Annotated in this window: 18 protein-coding genes; 8 read left to right on the forward strand and 10 right to left on the reverse strand. The window is 72.1% G+C overall.

The window, feature by feature from the left end:
- Positions 1-59 precede the first annotated feature (59 nt).
- Positions 60-812, reverse strand: coding sequence for an SDR family NAD(P)-dependent oxidoreductase (locus tag ACFFR3_RS42530; protein ID WP_345404998.1), 753 nt, complete (start codon positions 810-812; stop codon positions 60-62).
- Between the two features lie 92 nt (positions 813-904).
- On the opposite strand from ACFFR3_RS42530, the gene ACFFR3_RS42535 reads away from it, so the two are divergent.
- A complete protein-coding gene (locus tag ACFFR3_RS42535) occupies positions 905-1,507 on the forward strand; it encodes a TetR/AcrR family transcriptional regulator (protein WP_345405001.1) in 603 nt (200 codons plus the stop codon).
- Positions 1,508-1,589: 82 nt separating this feature from the next.
- On the opposite strand, the gene ACFFR3_RS42540 is transcribed toward ACFFR3_RS42535, so the two are convergent.
- From ACFFR3_RS42540 to ACFFR3_RS42560, 5 genes are read right to left on the reverse strand one after another with little or no spacing between them, the layout of a single operon-like run.
- Entirely contained in the window at positions 1,590-2,120 is a 531-nt protein-coding gene (locus tag ACFFR3_RS42540; RefSeq protein ID WP_345405004.1) for a GNAT family N-acetyltransferase, read from the reverse strand.
- 45 nt (positions 2,121-2,165) lie between these two features.
- Positions 2,166-2,378 (reverse strand): hypothetical protein, encoded by a 213-nt coding sequence (locus ACFFR3_RS42545; RefSeq protein ID WP_345405006.1) that lies wholly within the window; start codon positions 2,376-2,378, stop codon positions 2,166-2,168.
- A gap of 6 nt (positions 2,379-2,384) precedes the next feature.
- Positions 2,385-4,493, reverse strand: coding sequence for an alpha/beta hydrolase family protein (locus ACFFR3_RS42550; protein WP_379484988.1), 2,109 nt, complete (start codon positions 4,491-4,493; stop codon positions 2,385-2,387).
- Positions 4,490-6,070, reverse strand: coding sequence for a peroxidase family protein (locus ACFFR3_RS42555; protein WP_379484989.1), 1,581 nt, complete (start codon positions 6,068-6,070; stop codon positions 4,490-4,492). The genes ACFFR3_RS42550 and ACFFR3_RS42555 overlap by 4 nt, the downstream gene beginning before the upstream one ends.
- A 2-nt stretch (positions 6,071-6,072) precedes the next feature.
- Complete coding sequence (locus ACFFR3_RS42560) at positions 6,073-7,344, reverse strand: cytochrome P450 (protein WP_345405017.1); 1,272 nt, start codon at positions 7,342-7,344, stop codon at positions 6,073-6,075.
- Positions 7,345-7,549: 205 nt separating this feature from the next.
- Between ACFFR3_RS42560 and ACFFR3_RS42565 the strand changes: the two genes are divergently transcribed.
- Positions 7,550-8,494, forward strand: coding sequence for an acyl-CoA desaturase (locus ACFFR3_RS42565; RefSeq protein ID WP_345405020.1), 945 nt, complete (start codon positions 7,550-7,552; stop codon positions 8,492-8,494).
- Positions 8,491-8,685 (forward strand): hypothetical protein, encoded by a 195-nt coding sequence (locus tag ACFFR3_RS42570; RefSeq protein WP_345405023.1) that lies wholly within the window; start codon positions 8,491-8,493, stop codon positions 8,683-8,685. Before ACFFR3_RS42565 ends, ACFFR3_RS42570 begins: the two co-directional genes overlap by 4 nt.
- Positions 8,686-8,908: 223 nt before the next feature.
- On the opposite strand, the gene ACFFR3_RS42575 is transcribed toward ACFFR3_RS42570, so the two are convergent.
- Entirely contained in the window at positions 8,909-9,331 is a 423-nt protein-coding gene (locus ACFFR3_RS42575) for an MFS transporter (RefSeq protein WP_379484990.1), read from the reverse strand.
- 105 nt (positions 9,332-9,436) lie between these two features.
- Here ACFFR3_RS42575 and ACFFR3_RS42580 point away from each other — a divergent pair, with 105 nt between their 5' ends.
- Together ACFFR3_RS42580 and ACFFR3_RS42585 are read left to right on the forward strand one after the other, a co-directional pair.
- Complete coding sequence (locus ACFFR3_RS42580; RefSeq protein ID WP_345405029.1) at positions 9,437-10,018, forward strand: helix-turn-helix transcriptional regulator; 582 nt, start codon at positions 9,437-9,439, stop codon at positions 10,016-10,018.
- Positions 10,019-10,075: 57 nt separating this feature from the next.
- On the forward strand, positions 10,076-11,410 hold the full coding sequence (locus ACFFR3_RS42585) for a toll/interleukin-1 receptor domain-containing protein (RefSeq protein WP_379484991.1): 1,335 nt from the start codon (positions 10,076-10,078) through the stop codon (positions 11,408-11,410).
- A gap of 348 nt (positions 11,411-11,758) precedes the next feature.
- Here ACFFR3_RS42585 and ACFFR3_RS42590 read toward each other — a convergent pair whose 3' ends face one another.
- Positions 11,759-12,526, reverse strand: a complete 768-nt coding sequence (locus tag ACFFR3_RS42590; RefSeq protein WP_379484992.1) for an NADPH-dependent F420 reductase — start codon at positions 12,524-12,526, stop codon at positions 11,759-11,761.
- A 98-nt stretch (positions 12,527-12,624) separates the two neighbouring features.
- Here ACFFR3_RS42590 and ACFFR3_RS42595 point away from each other — a divergent pair, with 98 nt between their 5' ends.
- Positions 12,625-13,410, forward strand: a complete 786-nt coding sequence (locus ACFFR3_RS42595; protein WP_379484993.1) for a LysR family transcriptional regulator — start codon at positions 12,625-12,627, stop codon at positions 13,408-13,410.
- On the opposite strand, the gene ACFFR3_RS42600 is transcribed toward ACFFR3_RS42595, so the two are convergent.
- Entirely contained in the window at positions 13,400-14,311 is a 912-nt protein-coding gene (locus ACFFR3_RS42600) for an SDR family NAD(P)-dependent oxidoreductase (RefSeq protein ID WP_364381848.1), read from the reverse strand. The two genes, ACFFR3_RS42595 and ACFFR3_RS42600, sit on opposite strands and share 11 nt — an antisense overlap.
- 105 nt (positions 14,312-14,416) lie before the next feature.
- Here ACFFR3_RS42600 and ACFFR3_RS42605 point away from each other — a divergent pair, with 105 nt between their 5' ends.
- On the forward strand, positions 14,417-15,082 hold the full coding sequence (locus ACFFR3_RS42605; RefSeq protein WP_364381851.1) for a TetR/AcrR family transcriptional regulator: 666 nt from the start codon (positions 14,417-14,419) through the stop codon (positions 15,080-15,082).
- Here ACFFR3_RS42605 and ACFFR3_RS42610 read toward each other — a convergent pair whose 3' ends face one another.
- Positions 15,083-16,168 carry a LacI family DNA-binding transcriptional regulator gene (locus ACFFR3_RS42610; RefSeq protein ID WP_379484994.1) on the reverse strand — a complete coding sequence of 362 codons (1,086 nt, stop codon included), beginning with the start codon at positions 16,166-16,168 and terminating at the stop codon, positions 15,083-15,085. It abuts the gene before it with no gap.
- Between the two features lie 149 nt (positions 16,169-16,317).
- Here ACFFR3_RS42610 and ACFFR3_RS42615 point away from each other — a divergent pair, with 149 nt between their 5' ends.
- Positions 16,318-17,679 (forward strand): ABC transporter substrate-binding protein, encoded by a 1,362-nt coding sequence (locus ACFFR3_RS42615; protein ID WP_364381857.1) that lies wholly within the window; start codon positions 16,318-16,320, stop codon positions 17,677-17,679.
- The last annotated feature ends 3 nt before the right edge of the window (positions 17,680-17,682 follow it).

The raw sequence follows: 17,682 nt of genomic DNA on the forward strand, positions 1-17,682 counted from the left end.
CCAGTCCCCGGCCAGCTCCCCGCAATCCTCCGGTCCCGCCGGTCCCGCCTCCGCCCCCGTCAGCTGCGCGTTCCGGCCCCGTATGACGCGGCGACGGCCTCCAGGTCGAACGTGCTCGGAGGGCCGATGAGGCTCGCCTTGGCGTCGGCGCCGATGCGGTCGACGATCTCGATCTCGCCGGCCTCCAGCCCGTCCAGCGCGAGCCGTACGAGGTCGGCGGGGTCCTCCAGGAGGCCGTCAGGGAAGTCGATGCCGGCGTTCGCGGCGAAGTCCTTCATCGTCTCGGTGGCGATGAGCCCGGGGACGAGGGCGGTGACCTGCGTGCCCTGGGCGGCCAGCTCCAGGCGGACACCGTTGGTCAGGCCCCATTGGGCGGACTTGGCGGCGGCGTAGGAGGTGTTGCCGTCGACCGTGGTCCAGGCCGCGGCCGACAGGACGTTGAGGATGGCGCCACCGCCGTTGCGGGCCAGGATGGGCGCGAACGCCCTGATCATGGCGAGGGTGCCGTAGTAGTTCGAGTCCATCGTCATGCGGATGGCGTCGAGGTCGCCGGTCATGAAGTTGCCGCCGGCGGTGAACGCGGCGTTGTTGATCAAAACGTCCACGTCGGTGGCGATCGCGGCGGCCGCCTCGACGGAGCCCTGATCGGTGATGTCCAGGCGCAGTACCTCGGCGCCCGGGACGTTCACGAGTTCGGGACGGCGGGCGGTGGCGTAGACCTTCGCTCCCCGTCGCAGCAGCTCAATGGCGAAGTGGTGGCCGATGCCGCGGTTGGTGCCGGTGACGAGGGCGGTGGCGCCGTGCAGTTCCATGAATCCAGCTCCTTAAGATGACCGCTAGGTCAAGATGTCTGACGAACGTACCCAAAACATGACCTCTCGGTCAAGTTGCTAGAATCGCGGTCGTGACCAAGCCTGAACGCCCCCTGCGCGCGGACGCGGCACGCAACCGCGCGCTGCTCCTGGAAGCGGCCGCGGCCGAGTTCGCCGAACGCGGCCTCGACGCCTCGATGGCCGACATCGCCCGCCGGGCAGGGGTGGCCAAGGGCACGGTCTTCGCGCACTTCGCGACGAAGGAGGAGCTGATCGTCGCGACCGTCGGCCACTCCTTCGCCGAGCTCACGGCCCTCGCCAGGCGGTTGCTGGACGCGGCCGACCCAGGGGCGGCACTGCTGGAGTTCCTGACCGTGGCCTGCGGCAACCAGCAGCAGCACGACCTGGCGTTCCTGCAGACGGTCACGGAGGGCGACTCGGAGGTGACCAGGCTCAGGGACGAGCTGCACGAGAGCATCGGCGCGCTGGTCGATCGAGCCCGTGAGGCGGGCGCCGTCCGGCCCGACATCATCGGCACCGACATCTTCCTGCTCATCTGCGCACCGGTGCACGCGGTCGGGTTCCTGGCGAAACCGGACCCCGAGCTGTGGCGGCGCTATCTCGCGATCATCTTCGACGGGCTGCGCCCGGAAGGCGCCAGCCCGCTGCCGCACCCGGCGCCGAGCTGGCCATGACCGTCACAGAGGCGGCATCAGCAGACTGAGCGGCGTGCTCACCACCGGCGTGCCGCCGCCAGCGTGAAACCGTCCTGAACTCCTACCCGACGCGGACCTCGAAGACGAGCTCCAGGCCGTCCACCTCGTCCCACTGCTCGCCGACCTGGGCGAAGCCGAGCCCGGCGATCGTGGCCAGGGACGCGGTGTTGTCGGGGCTGATCGTCACCCGTACGGTCCTGACCTCCGGGGCGGCGGCGGCCTTGCGCATCAGCTCGGTCAGCATCGTCCTGGCGTACCCCTGGCGGCGGTGGCCGGGGTCCACCGAATAGCCGATCTCTACCATGCCGGATATATCCGGCGGCCCGTGGAACCCGGCGTACCCCACCACGACACCGTCCGGCTCGGCCACCACGGCCTTGGTGAGCCACCCCGCGCTCCCCGGGTCCGTGGCCAGCTGGTTGACGCGGTACCGCCAGACCCACTTCGCCTGATCGGTGAGGAAGTACGCCGTGAGCCCGGCTCCCGCCTCGGCACTGGCCCGGGGCAGGTCGTCGTTCAGGAGGGCGGCCATGGCCGCGCCGGTCAGCTCGACGAACCTCACGGGCTTGCGCGGGGAGAACGGATCTGTCACAGCGCGGATGCTCCCGGAGCGTGCCCGCCCGTGTCCAATGGTTTATCAGGGGGTCAAACGGCGTGCGGCGTTCTCCAGGTCGGCGGCGGCCACCAGGCAGGCCGCGATGTGGGCCCGCACCGAGGCGTGCAGCCACTCCGGCGCCCCGCCGCCCGCCTGCAGCTCCGCCTCGATCGCACGCAGCCGCTCAGCGCAGGCGATCAGGGCGCGGGCGTCCGAGCGGAGGGTCTCGGCGTGGGCGCTGATCTCGGGGGACATGGCGGCTCACCGCGGCACCGGGACGGCGGCGTCCCGGAGCGACTGGCGGACGGCGGTGGACAGGCACAGCAGCGGCCGGGCCCCGTCGAGCCCCAGCTCGCGCAGCCGCCCGGCCAGCGGATGGGCGGACTGCGGCGCGACGACCAGCCGCAGCGGGGGAGCCGCGTGCAGCCGCGCCGGCCCGCGCGTCCGTACGCAGGACCGCAGCACGACACCGGCCTCCCGGGCGTAGGCGACCACACCGGGATCGCTCAACGGCAGCCCGGGCCCGAGCCGCCCGCGCAAGGTGAGGATCTGGTCGGCGCCGACCTCAGCCGAGCGGCCGAGCCGGATCTTCAGCGGCGTCAGGTACGTCTCCCCGCCCCACAACCGCGAGCCCAGAGCGCGCACGACCGGGGCATCGACGGCGGTGCCGACGAGAAAACTCCCGGAGCGGCGCAGGTCAGCCGCCCGCAGCAGATCGGGCACGAAGGGAAAGCGCCGCCGGAACGGCCCCGGCACGACGACGCCGACCTGCAGCTCCGCGTAGGCGCCCGCGCTGGCGCACCGGTTGGCGGCCACGTGCACGGCGACCAGCGCCCGCCCCGCCACCTGGACGGCGGGCCCGACCCCTGCGCCTTCCAGCAGGCCGGCCGCCACCGCCGGATGCGCCGCGAAGTACGCCGTGAGCGCCCTGCTCTCATGGCACCTGATCGGCAACTCGACGCCGCCCTCGGCGACGGAACGCGTGGGCACGGTGAGGAAGGGAAACCCCTCGGGGCCGGGCGGGCGGTCGAACAGCAGGTACGCCTGCGACCGCACCACCCGCCCCCGATACGGCGTGAGCCGCTCGTCGATGACCGCGCGGGCCTCGGGCAGGTCGTCGGCCAGGTTGGCGCGGTAGTGGTCGATGCCGTGACAGAGCGGGAACAGGTGGGTGGCGTCGCCGTAGTCGACCACGTACCAGTCGGGGTGCAGGTCGAAGCAGGTGCCGGCGCCCTGCCCGTCGAGCGTGGGGATGATGTCGTGCTGGTTGGTGACGCTGGCCACCCACGTGCGCCGGTCGGCGGGACGCTTGAAGTCGATGGGCGAGCCCACGGCCACGACGTGGGTGACCGTGTGGCGGGCGCAGAAGGCGGCGTCCTGCACCAGGTTCATGATCGCCGCGCCGCCCGCGCTGTGCCCGACCAGCGCCAGCTCGGCCTCAGGCGGCAGCCCGTAGTCGGCGACGGCCTCGGCCAGGGCGCGGCTGTAGGGGCTGCTGGCCAGGACGGCGCTGCTGAACGCGCCGAGCAGGTCCTGGGGAGACTCGCCGTCGGGACGTCCCGCGCGCATGCCGGGCGCCTGGAGGACGTGGCGGATCACCCCGTCGGGCCCTTCGACGCTCTGGATGAGGATCCGTCCGGTGGTGCCGAGCGCGCTGATGTTGCCCAGGAAACCGAGCAGCGACCCCCGCGTGCACAGCAGGGCCGACTCGGCCGCGCTCAGCTCGACCCGGCGGGCGGCGCCTTCGCCGGTGTCGAGGACGGCGATGACCCTGTTGCTCAGCCCGGTGATCGGATCGGCGGTGGCGTACCCCTTGCCGGTCGCGATGAGCCAGGCGGTGGCGTCGTTGAGCGGGTTCTCGTCCAGGAGCGCGCGCAGCGCGAGCACCTCGCCGAAGACCGGGGCGAGCTGGCTGAGCGCGCGCACCGCGCCACGCTCCTTGAGCAGGGCGCGCAGGGCACGTACGGCCTCCAGGTCCCGGTCGGCGGCGGCCGCGTCGATGAGCCGGGCCAGCATGGGGTCGCCGGTCAGCTCGGGGTGGGCGATCGCCACGGCCGCGACGCGCAGCCGCAGCGACGTGGCCAGCACGCGTACGGACAGACTCTCGGCACCGAGCATGCCGCCGATCTTGGCGGCGGCGGTGAGCAGCGGGCCGCCGCCGGTGAACGCCCACCCGAGCCCCCGGCCGTTCGTCGTGGCCCGCAGCAGCGCCCCGCAGGCGGGCAGCGCGTGCGGTAACGCGACGCCGGTGAGCGCGGACGTGGCGTGCGCCGCCGCGTCCTGGACGGTGAGCGCGACGTCGACCAGCTCGCGGGCCGCGGCGCGCAGCCGCGCGGTGTCGGTGTCGGCGTCGGCGTCGGCGTCGTTCATGGCCTGGTCCGCCGGGACATGCTGACCAGGCGGGGCTTCTGGTCCTCCGGGGTGTTGCGGTGCACGACGTCCGACAGCGTGCGGGTGCCGGCGATGACGCGCATGCCGGCGGGGGAGAACGTGGCGGCGTTGAAGATCCGGGGAGCCAGCAGCGGGTTGGTGAGCGCCTGGGAGAAGGCGTCGATGGCGATGATCTTGGTGAGCAGCGGCGGCAGGATCGCTTCGGGGGAGCCGGGCTCCTCGGCGAACAGCCCGACGTACAGGTCCACGTCGTCCACGTCGCGGTAGAGCTCGCGCAGCGCGCCGATGACCCGCCGGTCGCCGGAGATCTGCGTGAAGCCGCGCACCCGGGGGAAACGGCAGTGCTCGCGATAGTCGTTGTACGGGGCCAGATCGAGCGCCCGCGAGTCGGCGATGCTGGCCACGTCGATCTCCCGCAGCACGGGATCGGTGTTGAACAGCCCGATGCGGCCGGCCCGCTGGCGGGAGGCGTCCTCGAACAACCGCCCGAGACCGGGCTCGGGGATCAGCGCGCTGCCGAAGAAGGTCTCGGCCATCGGCAGCTCGCGCCCGCCCACCGACAGGTGCGAAGGGACCAGGCTGTGCCAGCGGTAGACGAGGTTGAACTCCACCGACGCCCAGTTCTGGCGGTGCCAGGGCGCGTGGTCGAGCCGCGCCGGCAGCGCCGGGTCGAGGGTGAAGCGGAAGTGGTAGGGGGTGATGTGGTTGATGTACTCCTCGACGACCAGCTTGATCAGCAGCACGATGAGGATGTTGCGGGTCGTCTGGAAGATCCGCTCGTCGTCCCAGCGCGGATGTTCCAGGGCGAGCAGCCGCGCCACCCGGTTGTGCTCGCGCAGGAACAGCACCGTCAGCATGGTGAAGCCGATCTGGCCGTTGCCCCGGTCGCTGCCGGTGGCGAACAGCGTGTCGCGTTGCGCGTCGGTGAGCCGCTCCCAGAGGGCGACGCTCAGCGGCGCGAACTCCGGCTTGATCGCGCCGTTCTCGCACAGGTAGGGCGGGAACTCGCCGCCGTTGATCAGCTGGCTCTTCAGCAGCCCGCCGTCGAACGTGCGCAGCGCCGCCGTCGCCGCGTCGTTCAGCCCGTACAGCTGGTTGAGGTCGATGTGGTGGTTGGAGCTGTTCTTGCGCGGGTCGCGCGGGACGTTGGTGTCGCCGCGCAGGAACCCGTCGGTGAACCATTGGGCGAAGTACGCGAACAGCACCGTGGACCGCGGGCACGGGATCATCGACGCGCCCCGCGTGAACAGGGCGGCGGCGGCCTCGGGCGTGGGCCGCTCCCGCTCGCCGGCGGGGACGGGGGGCAGGTGCCTGCCGCTGTAGGTGCGGTCGGTAAGCGAGGCCCACGAGGTGTAGCCGGCCATGGTGCTCAGCGGCTCGGGGCGCGGCGGCATCTCGCGGACCGCGTGGTCGATGAGCGAGGCGTTGATCCGGCTGCGCAGTGGCCGGCTGGCCTGCAGGAGGTCCCAAAGCGGGCGGCCGTTGGTGAGGGCCAGGAACCTGAGCCGGTTGGTGAGGCCGTCGGTGGCGATGCTGCGTGCTCGGCTCCGCGCCATCGTCAGCCTTCCCGCCCTTCGGTCCCGAGGTCGAGGGGGAAGGCGTCGGGGAAGATCCCGAGCGACCGCTCGACGCTCCCGGCCGCTCGCACGCCGGGACGCAGCAGCAGGCGGCGTACGGTCTCGGCGATCACCGGACCGGCCAGGTGCACGCCCAGGCAGGCGTGATGCCCGTACCCGAAGAACAGCCGATGGTGGCGCGGGCGGTCGAGACGGAACTCGTCGGGCTCCGGCACCACGTCCGCGTCGAACATGGCGGAGGCGGGCGCCGCCAGCACGAACGTGCCCGCCGGGATCACCGTGCTGCGCGGGGTGCCGGCCGCCAGGACGTGATCACGCTCACAGATCCGGGGGAGCAGCTTGAAGAACGGGCTGAAGCGCAGCGCCTCCCAGACGTACGGGTCGAACCGCTCGGGGTCGGCGGCGGCCTCCCTGGCCTCGGCGAGCACCTGCGGGCGCGCCAGGAGCTGCTCGACCGCCTCCACCATGGCGCCCGGCGCGCTCTCCACGAAGCCCAGCGGCAGCCCCGCCATGTTCACCACCATGCGGTCGTCGCTCACGCCGGGCGGCGAAGCCCGGACAAGGCGGGCGAACACGTCGTCGGGCAGCTCGTCGCCGGCCCTCAGCTCGGCGAGGCGGTCGCGCAGGTGGGCGAGCAGCTCGGCGCCCGCGCTCACGGAGGCGGCCTGGAGCCGCGGATCGCCGAGGAAGTTGGCGAAGCCGTCGGAGACGACGGCCCGCGTCCACCCGCCCAGCGTCCGCGGATCGGGGCCAGGCACGCCGAAGTAACGCGCGCACACGCCGAGCGCGACCGGGCGGAACAGCCCGTCCACCGCGTCGAAGCGCCCGTCCCGCGGGGCGGCGCCGAGCAGCTCGTCGGCGAGCCGGCCGGCCAGCTCGCGCACCCGGCCCGCGTCCTGCGGGTCGAGCATGAGCTGCATCAGGCCCTTCTCCCGCCAGTTCATCGGCGTGGCGTCCCTGGCCAGCATGAACGGGGCGCCGCCCAGCGCGGCGTCGAGGCGCGGCCCGAAGGAGCGTACGGAGAAGACCTCCTCGTGCGCGAGCACCTCCACCACGTCGGCGAAGCGGGTCACCACCGTGAAGGCAGGGGTGACGAAGATCGGGCGCCGCTCGCGCAGCTCGGCGAACAGGCTCCGCCAGTCGGTCCGCATCCACTCGCGGACCAGGCCGAACGCGGCCATCGGATCCCTGGCGAGCGCCTCCTCGTAGCGCTCGAGATGGCCGCCCGTGGTCGCCTGATCGACAGCACCCATTCCGTGGACCTTCCGCCTGATGTCGAAGCGTACCGAGATGATCGCGTTCTGCGATCACCATCCCACGCCCTTTTCGCGCCGCAGGCGAGTCCATGATTTTGATTCCTCAGAGTAATCATTACGTCACTGTCAGGATATTGCCGCACGCCAGGGGCCTGGCCGTTCAATGAGGAGCCTGAATCGTCCTGACCACCCGGGAGGCAACGTGCAGCGGCCGGCCACGGCGGAGACGGTGACGGTCACCACCGGCCGCCGCCTCGCCTACCTGATCGTGCTGGTGGTCCTGCCCGTGGCGCTGCTGGCGTTCGCGGTGCCGGCCGCATGGGGCTGGGGCGTCGGGCCTCGCGACCTGGTCATCGCGGTCGTGATGTACCTGGTGAGCATCTTCGGCATCGCCATCGGCTACCACCGCCTGTTCACCCACCGCGCCTTCAAGGCGTCCCGTGCGCTGCGGATCGCGCTCATGCTGGCCGGCGGCATGGCCGTCGAGGGTCCTGTGACGCTGTGGGCCGCCGAGCATCGCCGCCACCACAAGTACGCCGACCGCGAAGGCGACCCGCACTCTCCCTGGCGCTACGGCGACAGCGGCATCGCGCTGCTGCGCGGCATGGCGCACGCCCACGTCGGCTGGTTCTACACCGCCCACCAGCGCTCCAGCCGCCGGCACTGGGTGCCCGACCTGCTGGACGACCCGGACGTACGGCGCTTCGACGCCGCCTACCCGGCGGTCGTCGTCCTGTCGTTCGCGCTCCCCGCCGCCGCCGGCGGGCTGTGGTCGATGTCGTGGGCGGGCGCGTGGAGCGCGCTGCTGTGGGGCGGCCTGGTCCGCTACGCCGTGGTGCACCACGTCACCTGGTCGGTGAACTCGATCGCCCACACCTTCGGCGACCGCCCGTTCCGCACCAGGGACTGCTCGTCCAACGTGTGGTGGGTGGCGCTGCTGACGCTCGGCGAGGGCTGGCACAACTGGCACCACGTGGAGCCGACCTGCGCCCGGCACGGCGTGCTCAAGGGGCAGCTCGACCCGAGCGCGCGGCTCATCCGCTGGTTCGAGCGGGCGGGGTGGGCCCACGGTGTACGCTGGCCGAACCCCGACCGCCTGACCTCGCTCCGCGCCCGAGCACGGCCGCAGCGGCCACCGACAGCGTGACCCCGGCGGCCACCGCCACGCCGGTGTCGCCCAGCGCGCTGAGCACGGGGATGCCGACCGTGATGCCGACCTGCTGCGCCATCGTCACCAGTCCCGTCGCCAGGCCCTGCTCCCGGTCGGGCAGCCCGGAGGTGGCGGTCACGGCGGCGGTCACGGCGGCGGCCACGAGGGCGATCATGTTGCCCGCGTAGCAGAGCGCCAGCACGGCCGTCACGGACCAGGCGCCGCCGCAGCACGTGCAGCGGGGCCAGCGGCTCGGGGCTGCGCAGCTCGACGCGCCAGAACGCGGCCGGCAGCAGGCCGGCGGGCAGCAGCGCCCAGCGGGCCTGGCCCGGGGTCGTGATGCCCCAGACCAGCGCGAGCAGGCCCAGCGTCACCATGAGCGCACCGGGAAGATCCAGCCGGGGACGTCGATCACCCGCGCCGGACGGGACCAGCCTCGGGGCCAGGGCGAGGATGGCGGCGGCGATGGGCACGTTCACCAGGAACGCGCCGCGCCAGCCGGTCAGCTCGGTGAGCACGCCGCCGAGCAGCGCCCCCGTGGTGAAGCCCGCCGCCGAGCGAGGCGGCGCACAGCAGCACCAGCCCGGCCAGGAACATCCTTCGCCTGCCCGCCAGATCGGCGATCCGGCCGCACAGCAGCGTGAACCCGGCGGCGGGCAGCGCGTACGCGGTCGCCACCCATGGCAGGCCGGTGAGGCCGACGCCGGCGCCGACGGCGGGCAGGGCGACATTGAAGATGGAGAAGTCGGCGGTGAGCATGAACTGGGTGCCGAGCAGGAGTGTGAGCACGGCTTTGTGCCGGGGCGACATCCTGGCTCGTGGGTCTGCGGCCATGTCACCGCAGCCTGGCCGTCGCGGGCGGGCGTACCCAGACCCCGGGTTTTCCTACGCTTGACAGGGTCAGGCTAGGACGCCGCCGAAAGCGGCATAGTGGGATTTATGGATGCAAACGGTGAGTCGGGGAACTTCCTGCGGACCCGGCGTGACCAGCTCCACCCCGACGACGCCGGCGTCGGCCGCTACGGCACCCGCCGGCGCGTGCCCGGCCTGCGCAGGGAGGAGCTCGCCCAGCTCGCCGGCGTCAGCGTCGCCTACTACACCCGCCTGGAGCAGGGCCAGTCGCTGAACGACTCCGACGCAGTGCTCACCGCGCTCGGACGTGCGCTGCGCCTCGACGAGGACGAGCAGGCGCACCTGCGCAGCTGGCCCGCCAAGGCCCGCGCCACCGTCGGATACCTGCGCCAGGCCGCCGGACGGTGGCCCGACGACCCGGAACCGGCGGCGCTGGTGGGGGAGCTGACCATCAAGAGCACCGATTTCGCCACCCTGTGGGCCCGCCACCCGGTGCGCCGCTGCCGCTCGGAAGGGGTGACGTTCCGGCACCCGCTGGTGGGAGAGCTGAGGCTGGCCGAGGAGGTGTTCCAGATGCAGGAGGACGAGGGCCAGCGCCTCGCGGTGTTCGCCGCCGAGCCCGGTTCGCCCGCCGCATCCGCTTTGCGCCTGCTCCGCGTGACCTCCTAGCCAACTCGCCACTGCGATCATCTGGTTGTCATCTGACACCGAATGTAAAGTCACCTCGTGGCGGTGAAGCCCCTCAGAAGCGCCCTGCCGCTCCGGCAAGTCATGTGCGTGATCGTGGCGGCCGCCGTCGGCGCGCTGGCTGGTCTGGTGATCTTCGAACTGACGAACATCGGTGGTCGCGGCTTCTACGCCACTGGGGGCGCGCTGGCCGGAGCGGCCGGCGCCGTGGCGAGCCAGATCCGCGGCCGCTCGGCCGGGCTGACCAAGGTCAAGCTGTCGCTCCCGCAGCTGAGCGAGCTGACGATCGTGGTCGATGACCAAGGCAGGGACGTCGCCTGGAAGCTGTTCGTGGAGACCACGACCCGGGTGTCCACCCAGCCGCTGCACGACGACCAGGGACTGACCAGGGAGACGCTCTCTTCCCTGCACGCGTTGTTCGCCACCGTCCGCGAAATCCTGAAGGCGAGCCGCCCCTGCGCGCCCGGCGGCCGGACCGTCGAGCAACTCGCGATCGCCTTGCTCAACGAGGAGTTGCGGCCGTTCCTGGCCAAATGGCACCCACGGCTCCGCGCATTCGAGCAGTCGCACCCCGGAACCCCGGACTCGGAGTGGCCGGACCACGCTGCCTGCCGCGCCGAGCTGCGCACGTTGCAGCGACGGATCCGCGCCTACGCGATGGGATTCAGCGAGCTGGTCGGCGTGACCGCCCCGAGACGATGGCCGGTGCCGGCAGATGAGCGGCCGTTACGCTACGACGCCTTCCTCTCCTACGCCTGGGAGCCGGACGCCCCGCTCGTCCGGGCCGTACGCGACGCCCTGCACCGCCTGGCCAGGCCCTGGTACCGGCTGCGAGCGCTACGCGTTTTCCACGACCAGTCCAGCATGCCGGCGACCTCAAGGCTGGACCGGGCGATCGAGGACGCGCTCGCCGCCTCCCGCCACCTCATCGTCTTCCTGTCTCCGCAGGCCGTCGCCTCGCCCTGGGTCGACGACGAGATCCGCTACTGGCTGAAGCACAAGAGCGTGGAGACCCTCTACCTGGTGTTGTCCGGCGGTTCGCTCGTCTGGGACGCCGTCGCCGGGCACTTCGACGTGAACCGATCCTCGGCGCTCCCGTCCGCGTTGCACGGCGTCCATCCAGGGCGGCCGCTCTGGATCGACCTGAGCTGGATCACCGAGGACGACCAGCGCGGCCTTCGCAATGAGCGCTTCCGCGCCTGCCTGGTGCAGCTCGCCGCAGCGTTGCACGGCAGGGCGCCCGACGACCTGGACGGCGAAGACGTCAGGCAGCACCGGAAGACCCGCCGGATGGCGGCCGCGGCGGTGACCGCGCTCGCCTTGCTGGCCGCGTCCACGGCCGTGGCTGGAGCGATCGCCGCGCAGCGCGCCTAAGCTAGTGGGCCGCCGCGCCGGGCATTCTGCGAGGAGATCATCACCAGATGAAGCGACGGGCGTCGGCCGTGGTCCTTGCCGTGGCCGCATCGGCACTTCACGGCAGCCTCGCCGCCGGCGCGCGGCCACCGCCCCCAAGGATCCGGGGGCGGCGATTGAGCGGCAGCCGGTCAGAGGGCACGGTGTGCGGGTCACCGAGTACACCACGTTCAACTCGGACGCGATCTCAGGCTGGGAGCGGTTCAAGCCGACCAAGGGTGTCGTCGCGTTCGGTGGCGGCGAGGTGGTGACGACCGACCTCTGGGAGGCGTTCCCCGGCTGTGGATCGGCGCCCAGTCCGTCGCCGCTTCATGACCCCGGGTCGCCGGCAAGCCGGTGCAGGCCCGCTGTGGCGCGGTTGAGGGCCACGAGGTCGTCGAAGAAGGAGTCGTTCCGTTCCCACGAGCTCATGATCGCCAGGATCGCCTCGCGCCGGACTCTCGCGGTCTCGTGGTGGGCCAGCGCGAGGGCCTTCTGGAGTTGGGCGGCGGTCAGGTCGGTGCAGTAGGCGGGGGTGCCTGGTTGCATGCGCCACCCGTCCTCGGCGGTGCCCGCGTCCACGGGGTCGAAGCCGGTGTCGTCCACCAGGGTCATCACGAGTTTCTTGGCGGCCGGGTCGGTGCCGGCGACGGGTACGGCGAGGCGGTCGGCGGCGCCGGGCGGTCTGCCCTTATCCGACAACGTCGTCTGGACGAGGGCGTTCCAGGCGCGGATGACAGGGCGGCCGAGTTGTTGCTCGATCCAAAGGCCCTGGGGCATGCCGTCCTCGATGTCCTTGATGCGGCCGTCGCGCTGTGGGAGGTAGTTCGAGGTGTCGGCCACCACGACGCCGGCCGGGAGGCGGTCGGTGAGCGGTCTCAGGTCGGGGAGGCGGCCGAGGGGGATGGAGGTGATCAGGACGTCCACGTCGCGGCTGACCGAGTCGAGGGTGACGGGCGTGGCGCCTGACCGCTCCGCCAGCGCGGTCAGGCGCGACGGCCCTCGCGTGTTCGCGACCCGTACGGTGTGTCCGGTCGTGCCGAGCTTGTACGTGAGCGCGGCCCCGATACCGCCGGTGCCGATGACGCCGATCCTCACAGCAGGTTCCTTCCGATAGCGGGTGGTATGAGCAGCTTGGCAACGGCGGGCGGGGCTGCGCGATGATGAAGTAGGCACCGGTCATTACCCTCAGGGTCATGAAACGGATCGAGGTCCGCGAGCTCGAATACTTCCTGGCCGTGGCCGACACGCTGCACTTCGCGCGCGCGGCCGAGCGGCTCGGCATCGCGCCTCCGCCGCTGTCGCGGGCGATCGCGCACCTCGAACGGCGGCTGGGCGCCAAGTTGCTCGAACGGACGAGCCGCCGGGTGGAGCTGACCCCGGCGGGCCGCGTGTTCGAGGTGGAGGCGCGCAACGCGCTCAGGGCCCTGGACCAGGCGGTCCGTCGCGTGCGGCAGGCCGGTCATGGCGTGCTGCGGATCGCCGCTCCGCCGGGGACCGGGGCGGGGCTGCTGCGTGAGCTGGTACGCCGCTACGTAGCGCGCTTCGGCAGTGACACCGTCGAGCTGGTCTTCACGAGGGGGCAGACCGCGGCGGTCCGCGACGGCCGGGCCGACGCCGCGCTGGTCTGCTCGGACGAGGATCTGACCGGCCTGGACGTCCAGGCCATCGCCACCGAGCAGCCGGTGGCGCTGATTCCCCAAGGCCACCCCTTCGCGGCGCGGCACGCACTGACCCCCCGAATCCTGCGCCAGGACCCCGCCTACGCCGCCGACCTGCCGCCCGTCGGCCTGGACGCGCTCATCGACCTGGTGGCCACCGGGCAACTGCTCGCCGTCGTCGGCGACAGCGCCGTGGACCGGCTCGGTCCGTACGTCACCGCCGTCCCCATGACAGGGCTGGCTGCGAGGGAGGTCCTGCTGGCCTGGCCGGCCGATTCGCACGACCCGCGCATCGCGCACCTGCTGGGCGCTACCTCGTGACCAAGAGGGGGAACGTCACTCCGGTCAGATCTTCGGAGACGGCCCACAGCCGCTGCTGGAGCGGCATGTCGTAGGACTGCGGGCTGGAGGTGACGAGGCGGGGGTGGCCCATGATCTGGTTGCGTCCGCCGGGACCGTAGTACTGACCGCCGAGCACGGCGGGGTCGGTGGCGGCGCGCAGGGTCGGCAGGGCGCCCATCGCGGGGGTCTGGAGGACCAGCGGTGCGAGCCCGTCGATCAGGGGCCGGAGAAGGGCGGGAGTGTTGCGGGCGAGCTCGGTGCTGGACGCGCCGGGGTGCGCGGCCACCGCGACGGTGGTGCCGTGCGGGGCGAGCCGGCGCTGCAGCTCGTACGTGAACAGCAGGTTGGCCAGCTTGGACTGGCCGTAGGCCCCGACCCTGCTGTACGAGCGCTCCCACTGCAGGTCGTCGAAGTGGATCGCGGCCCTGATGCGGTGACCGGTGCTGCTGACCGTCACCACGCGCGAGCCGGGCACCGGCAGCATCAGGTCGAGCAGCAGCCCGGTGAGCGCGAAGTGGCCGAGGTGGTTCGTGCCGAACTGCAGCTCGAAGCCGTCGCGGGTGGTCCGGCGAGGGGTGTACATGACGCCCGCGTTGTTGATCAGCAGGTCGATGCGGCCGAGCCGGGACCGCAGCGCGGCGGCGGCGGTGCGTACGGAGTCGAGCGAGGTCAGGTCCAGCTCCTGGACGGTCACGTCCCCGCGCATGCGAGCCGCCGCCCGCGCGCCCTTGGCGGTGTCGCGTACGGCGAGGACCACGGAGGCCCCGCGCTCGGCCAGCGCCTTGGCCGTCTCGTAGCCCAGTCCGGTGTTGGCCCCGGTCACCACGGCGACGCGCCCGTGCTGGTCGGGGATGTCAGCCGTCGTCCACTTCGCGCCCATGCCGGGCTCCCATTTAACGTACCGAAGGTATCTTCTGCACCCGACAGTAAAGTACCGTCGGTACGCTGTCAACGTACCGACGGTACTTAAGTTAGGCTGGCGAACGTGAGTTTCCAGCGGGCCCGGACGGAAGAGCAGCGGGAGATCCGCCGGCGGGCGATCCTCGACGCGGCGTCGGCGATGCTCGACGAGATGCCCGTCGCCGACGTCACCCTCAACGAGCTGAGCCGCCGCGCGGGCCTGGCCAAGCCCAACGTGCTGCGCTACTTCGAGTCCCGCGAGGCCGTGCTGCTCGAACTCCTCGACCGTTTCCTGCGGGAATGGCTGGTGGAGCTGGAGGGCGAGCTGGCCGCCGGGGTCGGCGACGACCTGCCCATGCCCGAGCGGGCGACGGCGGTGGCCGGCATCCTCAGCCGCTCGCTCGCGAGCCGCACGGTGCTGTGCGACCTGTTCGGCGCGCAGGGCAGCGTCCTGGAACGCAACGTCTCCGTCGAGGTCGTCACCCGCTACAAGCGCGCCTCCCTGCAGCGCCTGGAGACCTTGACCGCCCTCGTCCGGAAACACCTGCCTGAGCTGGGCGAGAACGCGACCCTGTTCAGCCTGCAGGCCATGGTGCTGGCGGGCGCGCTGTCGCCGTACGACACGCCCCCGCCCAGCCTGCGGGCCGCCTACCAGGCCGAGCCCGAGCTGGCCCGCTTCCACCCGCGGCTGCGGGACGCCCTCGACCTGGCCCTCACCGCGACCCTCCTCGGCGTGCTGCCCCGCCCCTGATCAGCCGAGTGGCTCCGCGACGGGCGGCCGGGCGACGGACTCGCGCGCGCGGACGGGCATCGGCACCCGGTGCACCCGCCCCGGCCGCCCGGCGTCCGCGCGGTCGCGCTCGATCTCGGCGAACAGCACGTCCACGGCCTTGCGGCCCAGCTCGTAGTGGGGCAGCGCCACGGTCGTCAGCCGGGGCCGCACCCAGGAGGCGAGGGGATGGTCGTCGAAGGAGACGACGGAGACGTCCGCGGGCACCTTGAGCCCGAAGTCGTCGAGCGCCTGGTAAGCGCCCATCGCGATCCGGTCGTTGAAGCAGATCAGCGCGCGCGGACGGACCGTCCGCAGCAGGTCCCGCGTCGCGGCGAGCCCGTACTCCGGCAGCCAGTCGGGGCAGGTGCGCGCGCCCGCCACCGTGACCCCCGCCTCGCCGAGCGCCTCGTGGATGCCGGCCAGCCGTTCCGCCGCCGCGACGCTCTCCTGGGGGACGTCGCCCGGGCCAGGACCGGCGCCGATCAGATAGACGCCGTCGCGGTGACCGGCGTCCAGCAGGACGCGGGCGGCGTGGCGGCCGGCCTCGATCTCGTCGGGCAGGACGGCGGGCAGGGGAGTGGGCCGGTCGGGCAGCGCGTTGAGCAGGACGGCGGGCAGGGGGGTGGGCGCGGCGGTGACGGCCTTCGGCACCGTGATGGTGCGCGTGAACATCGAGGCCAGGACGAGCCCGTCGACCTGGCGGTCGTGCATGGCCTGCAGCAGGAGGCGTTCGAGCTCGGCGTCGCCCTCGGTCTCGCCGATGAACAGCATGAAGCCGCGCTCGCGGGCGGCCTCGAGGGCCCCTTTGATCATGTCGCCCGCCAGCCGTGAGGTGGCGACGGTGTCGGAGACGAAACCGATCGTCCTGCTGATGCCCGTGCGCAGGCCCACGGAGACGATGTTGGGCCGGTACTGCAACTCCTCGGCGGCGCGCAGCACGCGCTGCTCGACGTCCTGAGAGATCCGCAGCTCGCGGCCGCGGCCGGACAGCACGAGCGAGGCGGTCGTGCGGGAGACGCCCGCAGCCTTGGCCACATCGGCCAGCGTGACCCGTCGTGGGCTCACCCGGAATCTCCGATCGTCAAGAGTGTGTGACGAGGGGTTGACATGCTACGACGCGCGTGGTGAGACTATCGGGCGCTAACCCGATTTAGCAACGGACTCCGGAGGCCCGCCGGGGTGCCGTCGTCCCCCAGCGGCCAAGGAGATGCAACATGGCTCGTCGAGTTCGCCCCGGCAGGGCCGGCGCCGCGCTGGTGATCGCCATGGGGACGCTCGCCGCCGCCTGCGCGGCCCCCGGCAGCGACAGCCAGCGGCCCGCGGCCACCAGCGCGGCGCCGCAGTCCGCCGCGCCCACCTGCGGCACGGCGCCGATCACGCTGAACGGCTACTTCGAGACGGGCTTCCCGCTGCCCAAGGCGCTGACCACGGAGTTCACCAAGCAACACCCGAACGTCACGTGGGACATCCGCGAGGACCAGTTCGCGGTCATCACGCAGAACGCGCCCCGGGTGCTCGCGGACAACCCGCCCGACCTGATGCGCCTGCCCCAGGTCTCCGAGCTGGTCAAGGACGACCTGCTGAAGAACCTCGACGGCTACGCCACCGCGTTCGGCTGGGACAAGTGGCCGGCCTCGCAGCTCGAACAACTGCGCCTCGGCCCCGGCGGGCGACCGCGCGGCGAGGGCTCGCTGTACGCACTCGGGCTCAACATGAGCATGACCGGGCTCTTCTACAACAAGAAGCTCGCCACCCAGATCGGGATGTCCACGCCGCCCGCCACCCTGGCGGAGCTCGACCAGGCGCTGAAGAAGGCCAAGGACGCCGGCATCACGCCCATCGTGCAGTTCAACGGCGGCGCCACCGGCGGTCTGGCCTTCCCGCTGCAGAACCTCATGGCCTCCTACGGCCCCGCGGCGCCGATCAACGACTGGATCTACCAGAAGCCGGGCGCCACGATCGACACCCCGACCAACCTCCAGGCCGTCCAGCACCTGGAGCGCTGGATCAAGGCCGGCTACTTCCAGAAGGACGTCAACGCGGTCGACTACGCGACCATGATGAGCCGCTTCATCGACGGCCAGGGCCTGTTCATGTTCAACGGCGACTGGGAGTCGGGCAACCTCGACAAGCAGATGGCGGGCGACGCCGGCTTCACCCTGATGCCGCCGGCCGAGGAGGGCGGCAAGCGCGCCGCCATGTCGGCCCCGCTCACCTTCGGCATCGCCGCCGGCGCGAAGAACGCCGACTGCGCCGCCTTCTTCCTCAACTGGGTCGCCACCGACAAGCGCGCCCGCGACATCGGCGTCGAGGTCGGGGGATCGCGCCCGATGGGGCCCGCCGACGCGTACATGCCGGCCGTCGGCGAGGACAAGGTCACCGCCGCGACCCTGGCGGCCGGGGCGGACATCGCCGAGGACGACGGCGCGATGGACTTCATCGCCAACGCCACCGGCGCCATCTACGCCAAGAGCTGGACGCCGAACCTGCAGAAGCTGGTGGCCGGCCAGCAGACGCCGGAGGATCTGCTGAAGACGGTCCAGGCCGACTACGCCGGCCAGCTCGAAGGGAACTGATCA

This window comes from Nonomuraea salmonea (assembly GCF_042428605.1).
Taxonomy (GTDB): Bacteria; Actinomycetota; Actinomycetes; order Streptosporangiales; family Streptosporangiaceae; genus Nonomuraea; species Nonomuraea salmonea.

Coding starts and splice junctions, on each gene's coding strand:
- ACFFR3_RS42530 (WP_345404998.1), bottom strand. CDS start 812: ATGGAACTGCACGGCGCCACCGCCCTCGTCACCGGCACCAACCGCGGC.
- ACFFR3_RS42545 (WP_345405006.1), bottom strand. CDS start 2,378: ATGTCCCCCGAGATCAGCGCCCACGCCGAGACCCTCCGCTCGGACGCC.
- ACFFR3_RS42550 (WP_379484988.1), bottom strand. CDS start 4,493: ATGAACGACGCCGACGCCGACGCCGACACCGACACCGCGCGGCTGCGC.
- ACFFR3_RS42555 (WP_379484989.1), bottom strand. CDS start 6,070: ATGGCGCGGAGCCGAGCACGCAGCATCGCCACCGACGGCCTCACCAAC.
- ACFFR3_RS42560 (WP_345405017.1), bottom strand. CDS start 7,344: ATGGGTGCTGTCGATCAGGCGACCACGGGCGGCCATCTCGAGCGCTAC.
- ACFFR3_RS42575 (WP_379484990.1), bottom strand. CDS start 9,331: ATGGCCGCAGACCCACGAGCCAGGATGTCGCCCCGGCACAAAGCCGTG.
- ACFFR3_RS42580 (WP_345405029.1), top strand. CDS start 9,437: ATGGATGCAAACGGTGAGTCGGGGAACTTCCTGCGGACCCGGCGTGAC.
- ACFFR3_RS42595 (WP_379484993.1), top strand. CDS start 12,625: ATGAAACGGATCGAGGTCCGCGAGCTCGAATACTTCCTGGCCGTGGCC.
- ACFFR3_RS42600 (WP_364381848.1), bottom strand. CDS start 14,311: ATGGGCGCGAAGTGGACGACGGCTGACATCCCCGACCAGCACGGGCGC.
- ACFFR3_RS42615 (WP_364381857.1), top strand. CDS start 16,318: ATGGCTCGTCGAGTTCGCCCCGGCAGGGCCGGCGCCGCGCTGGTGATC.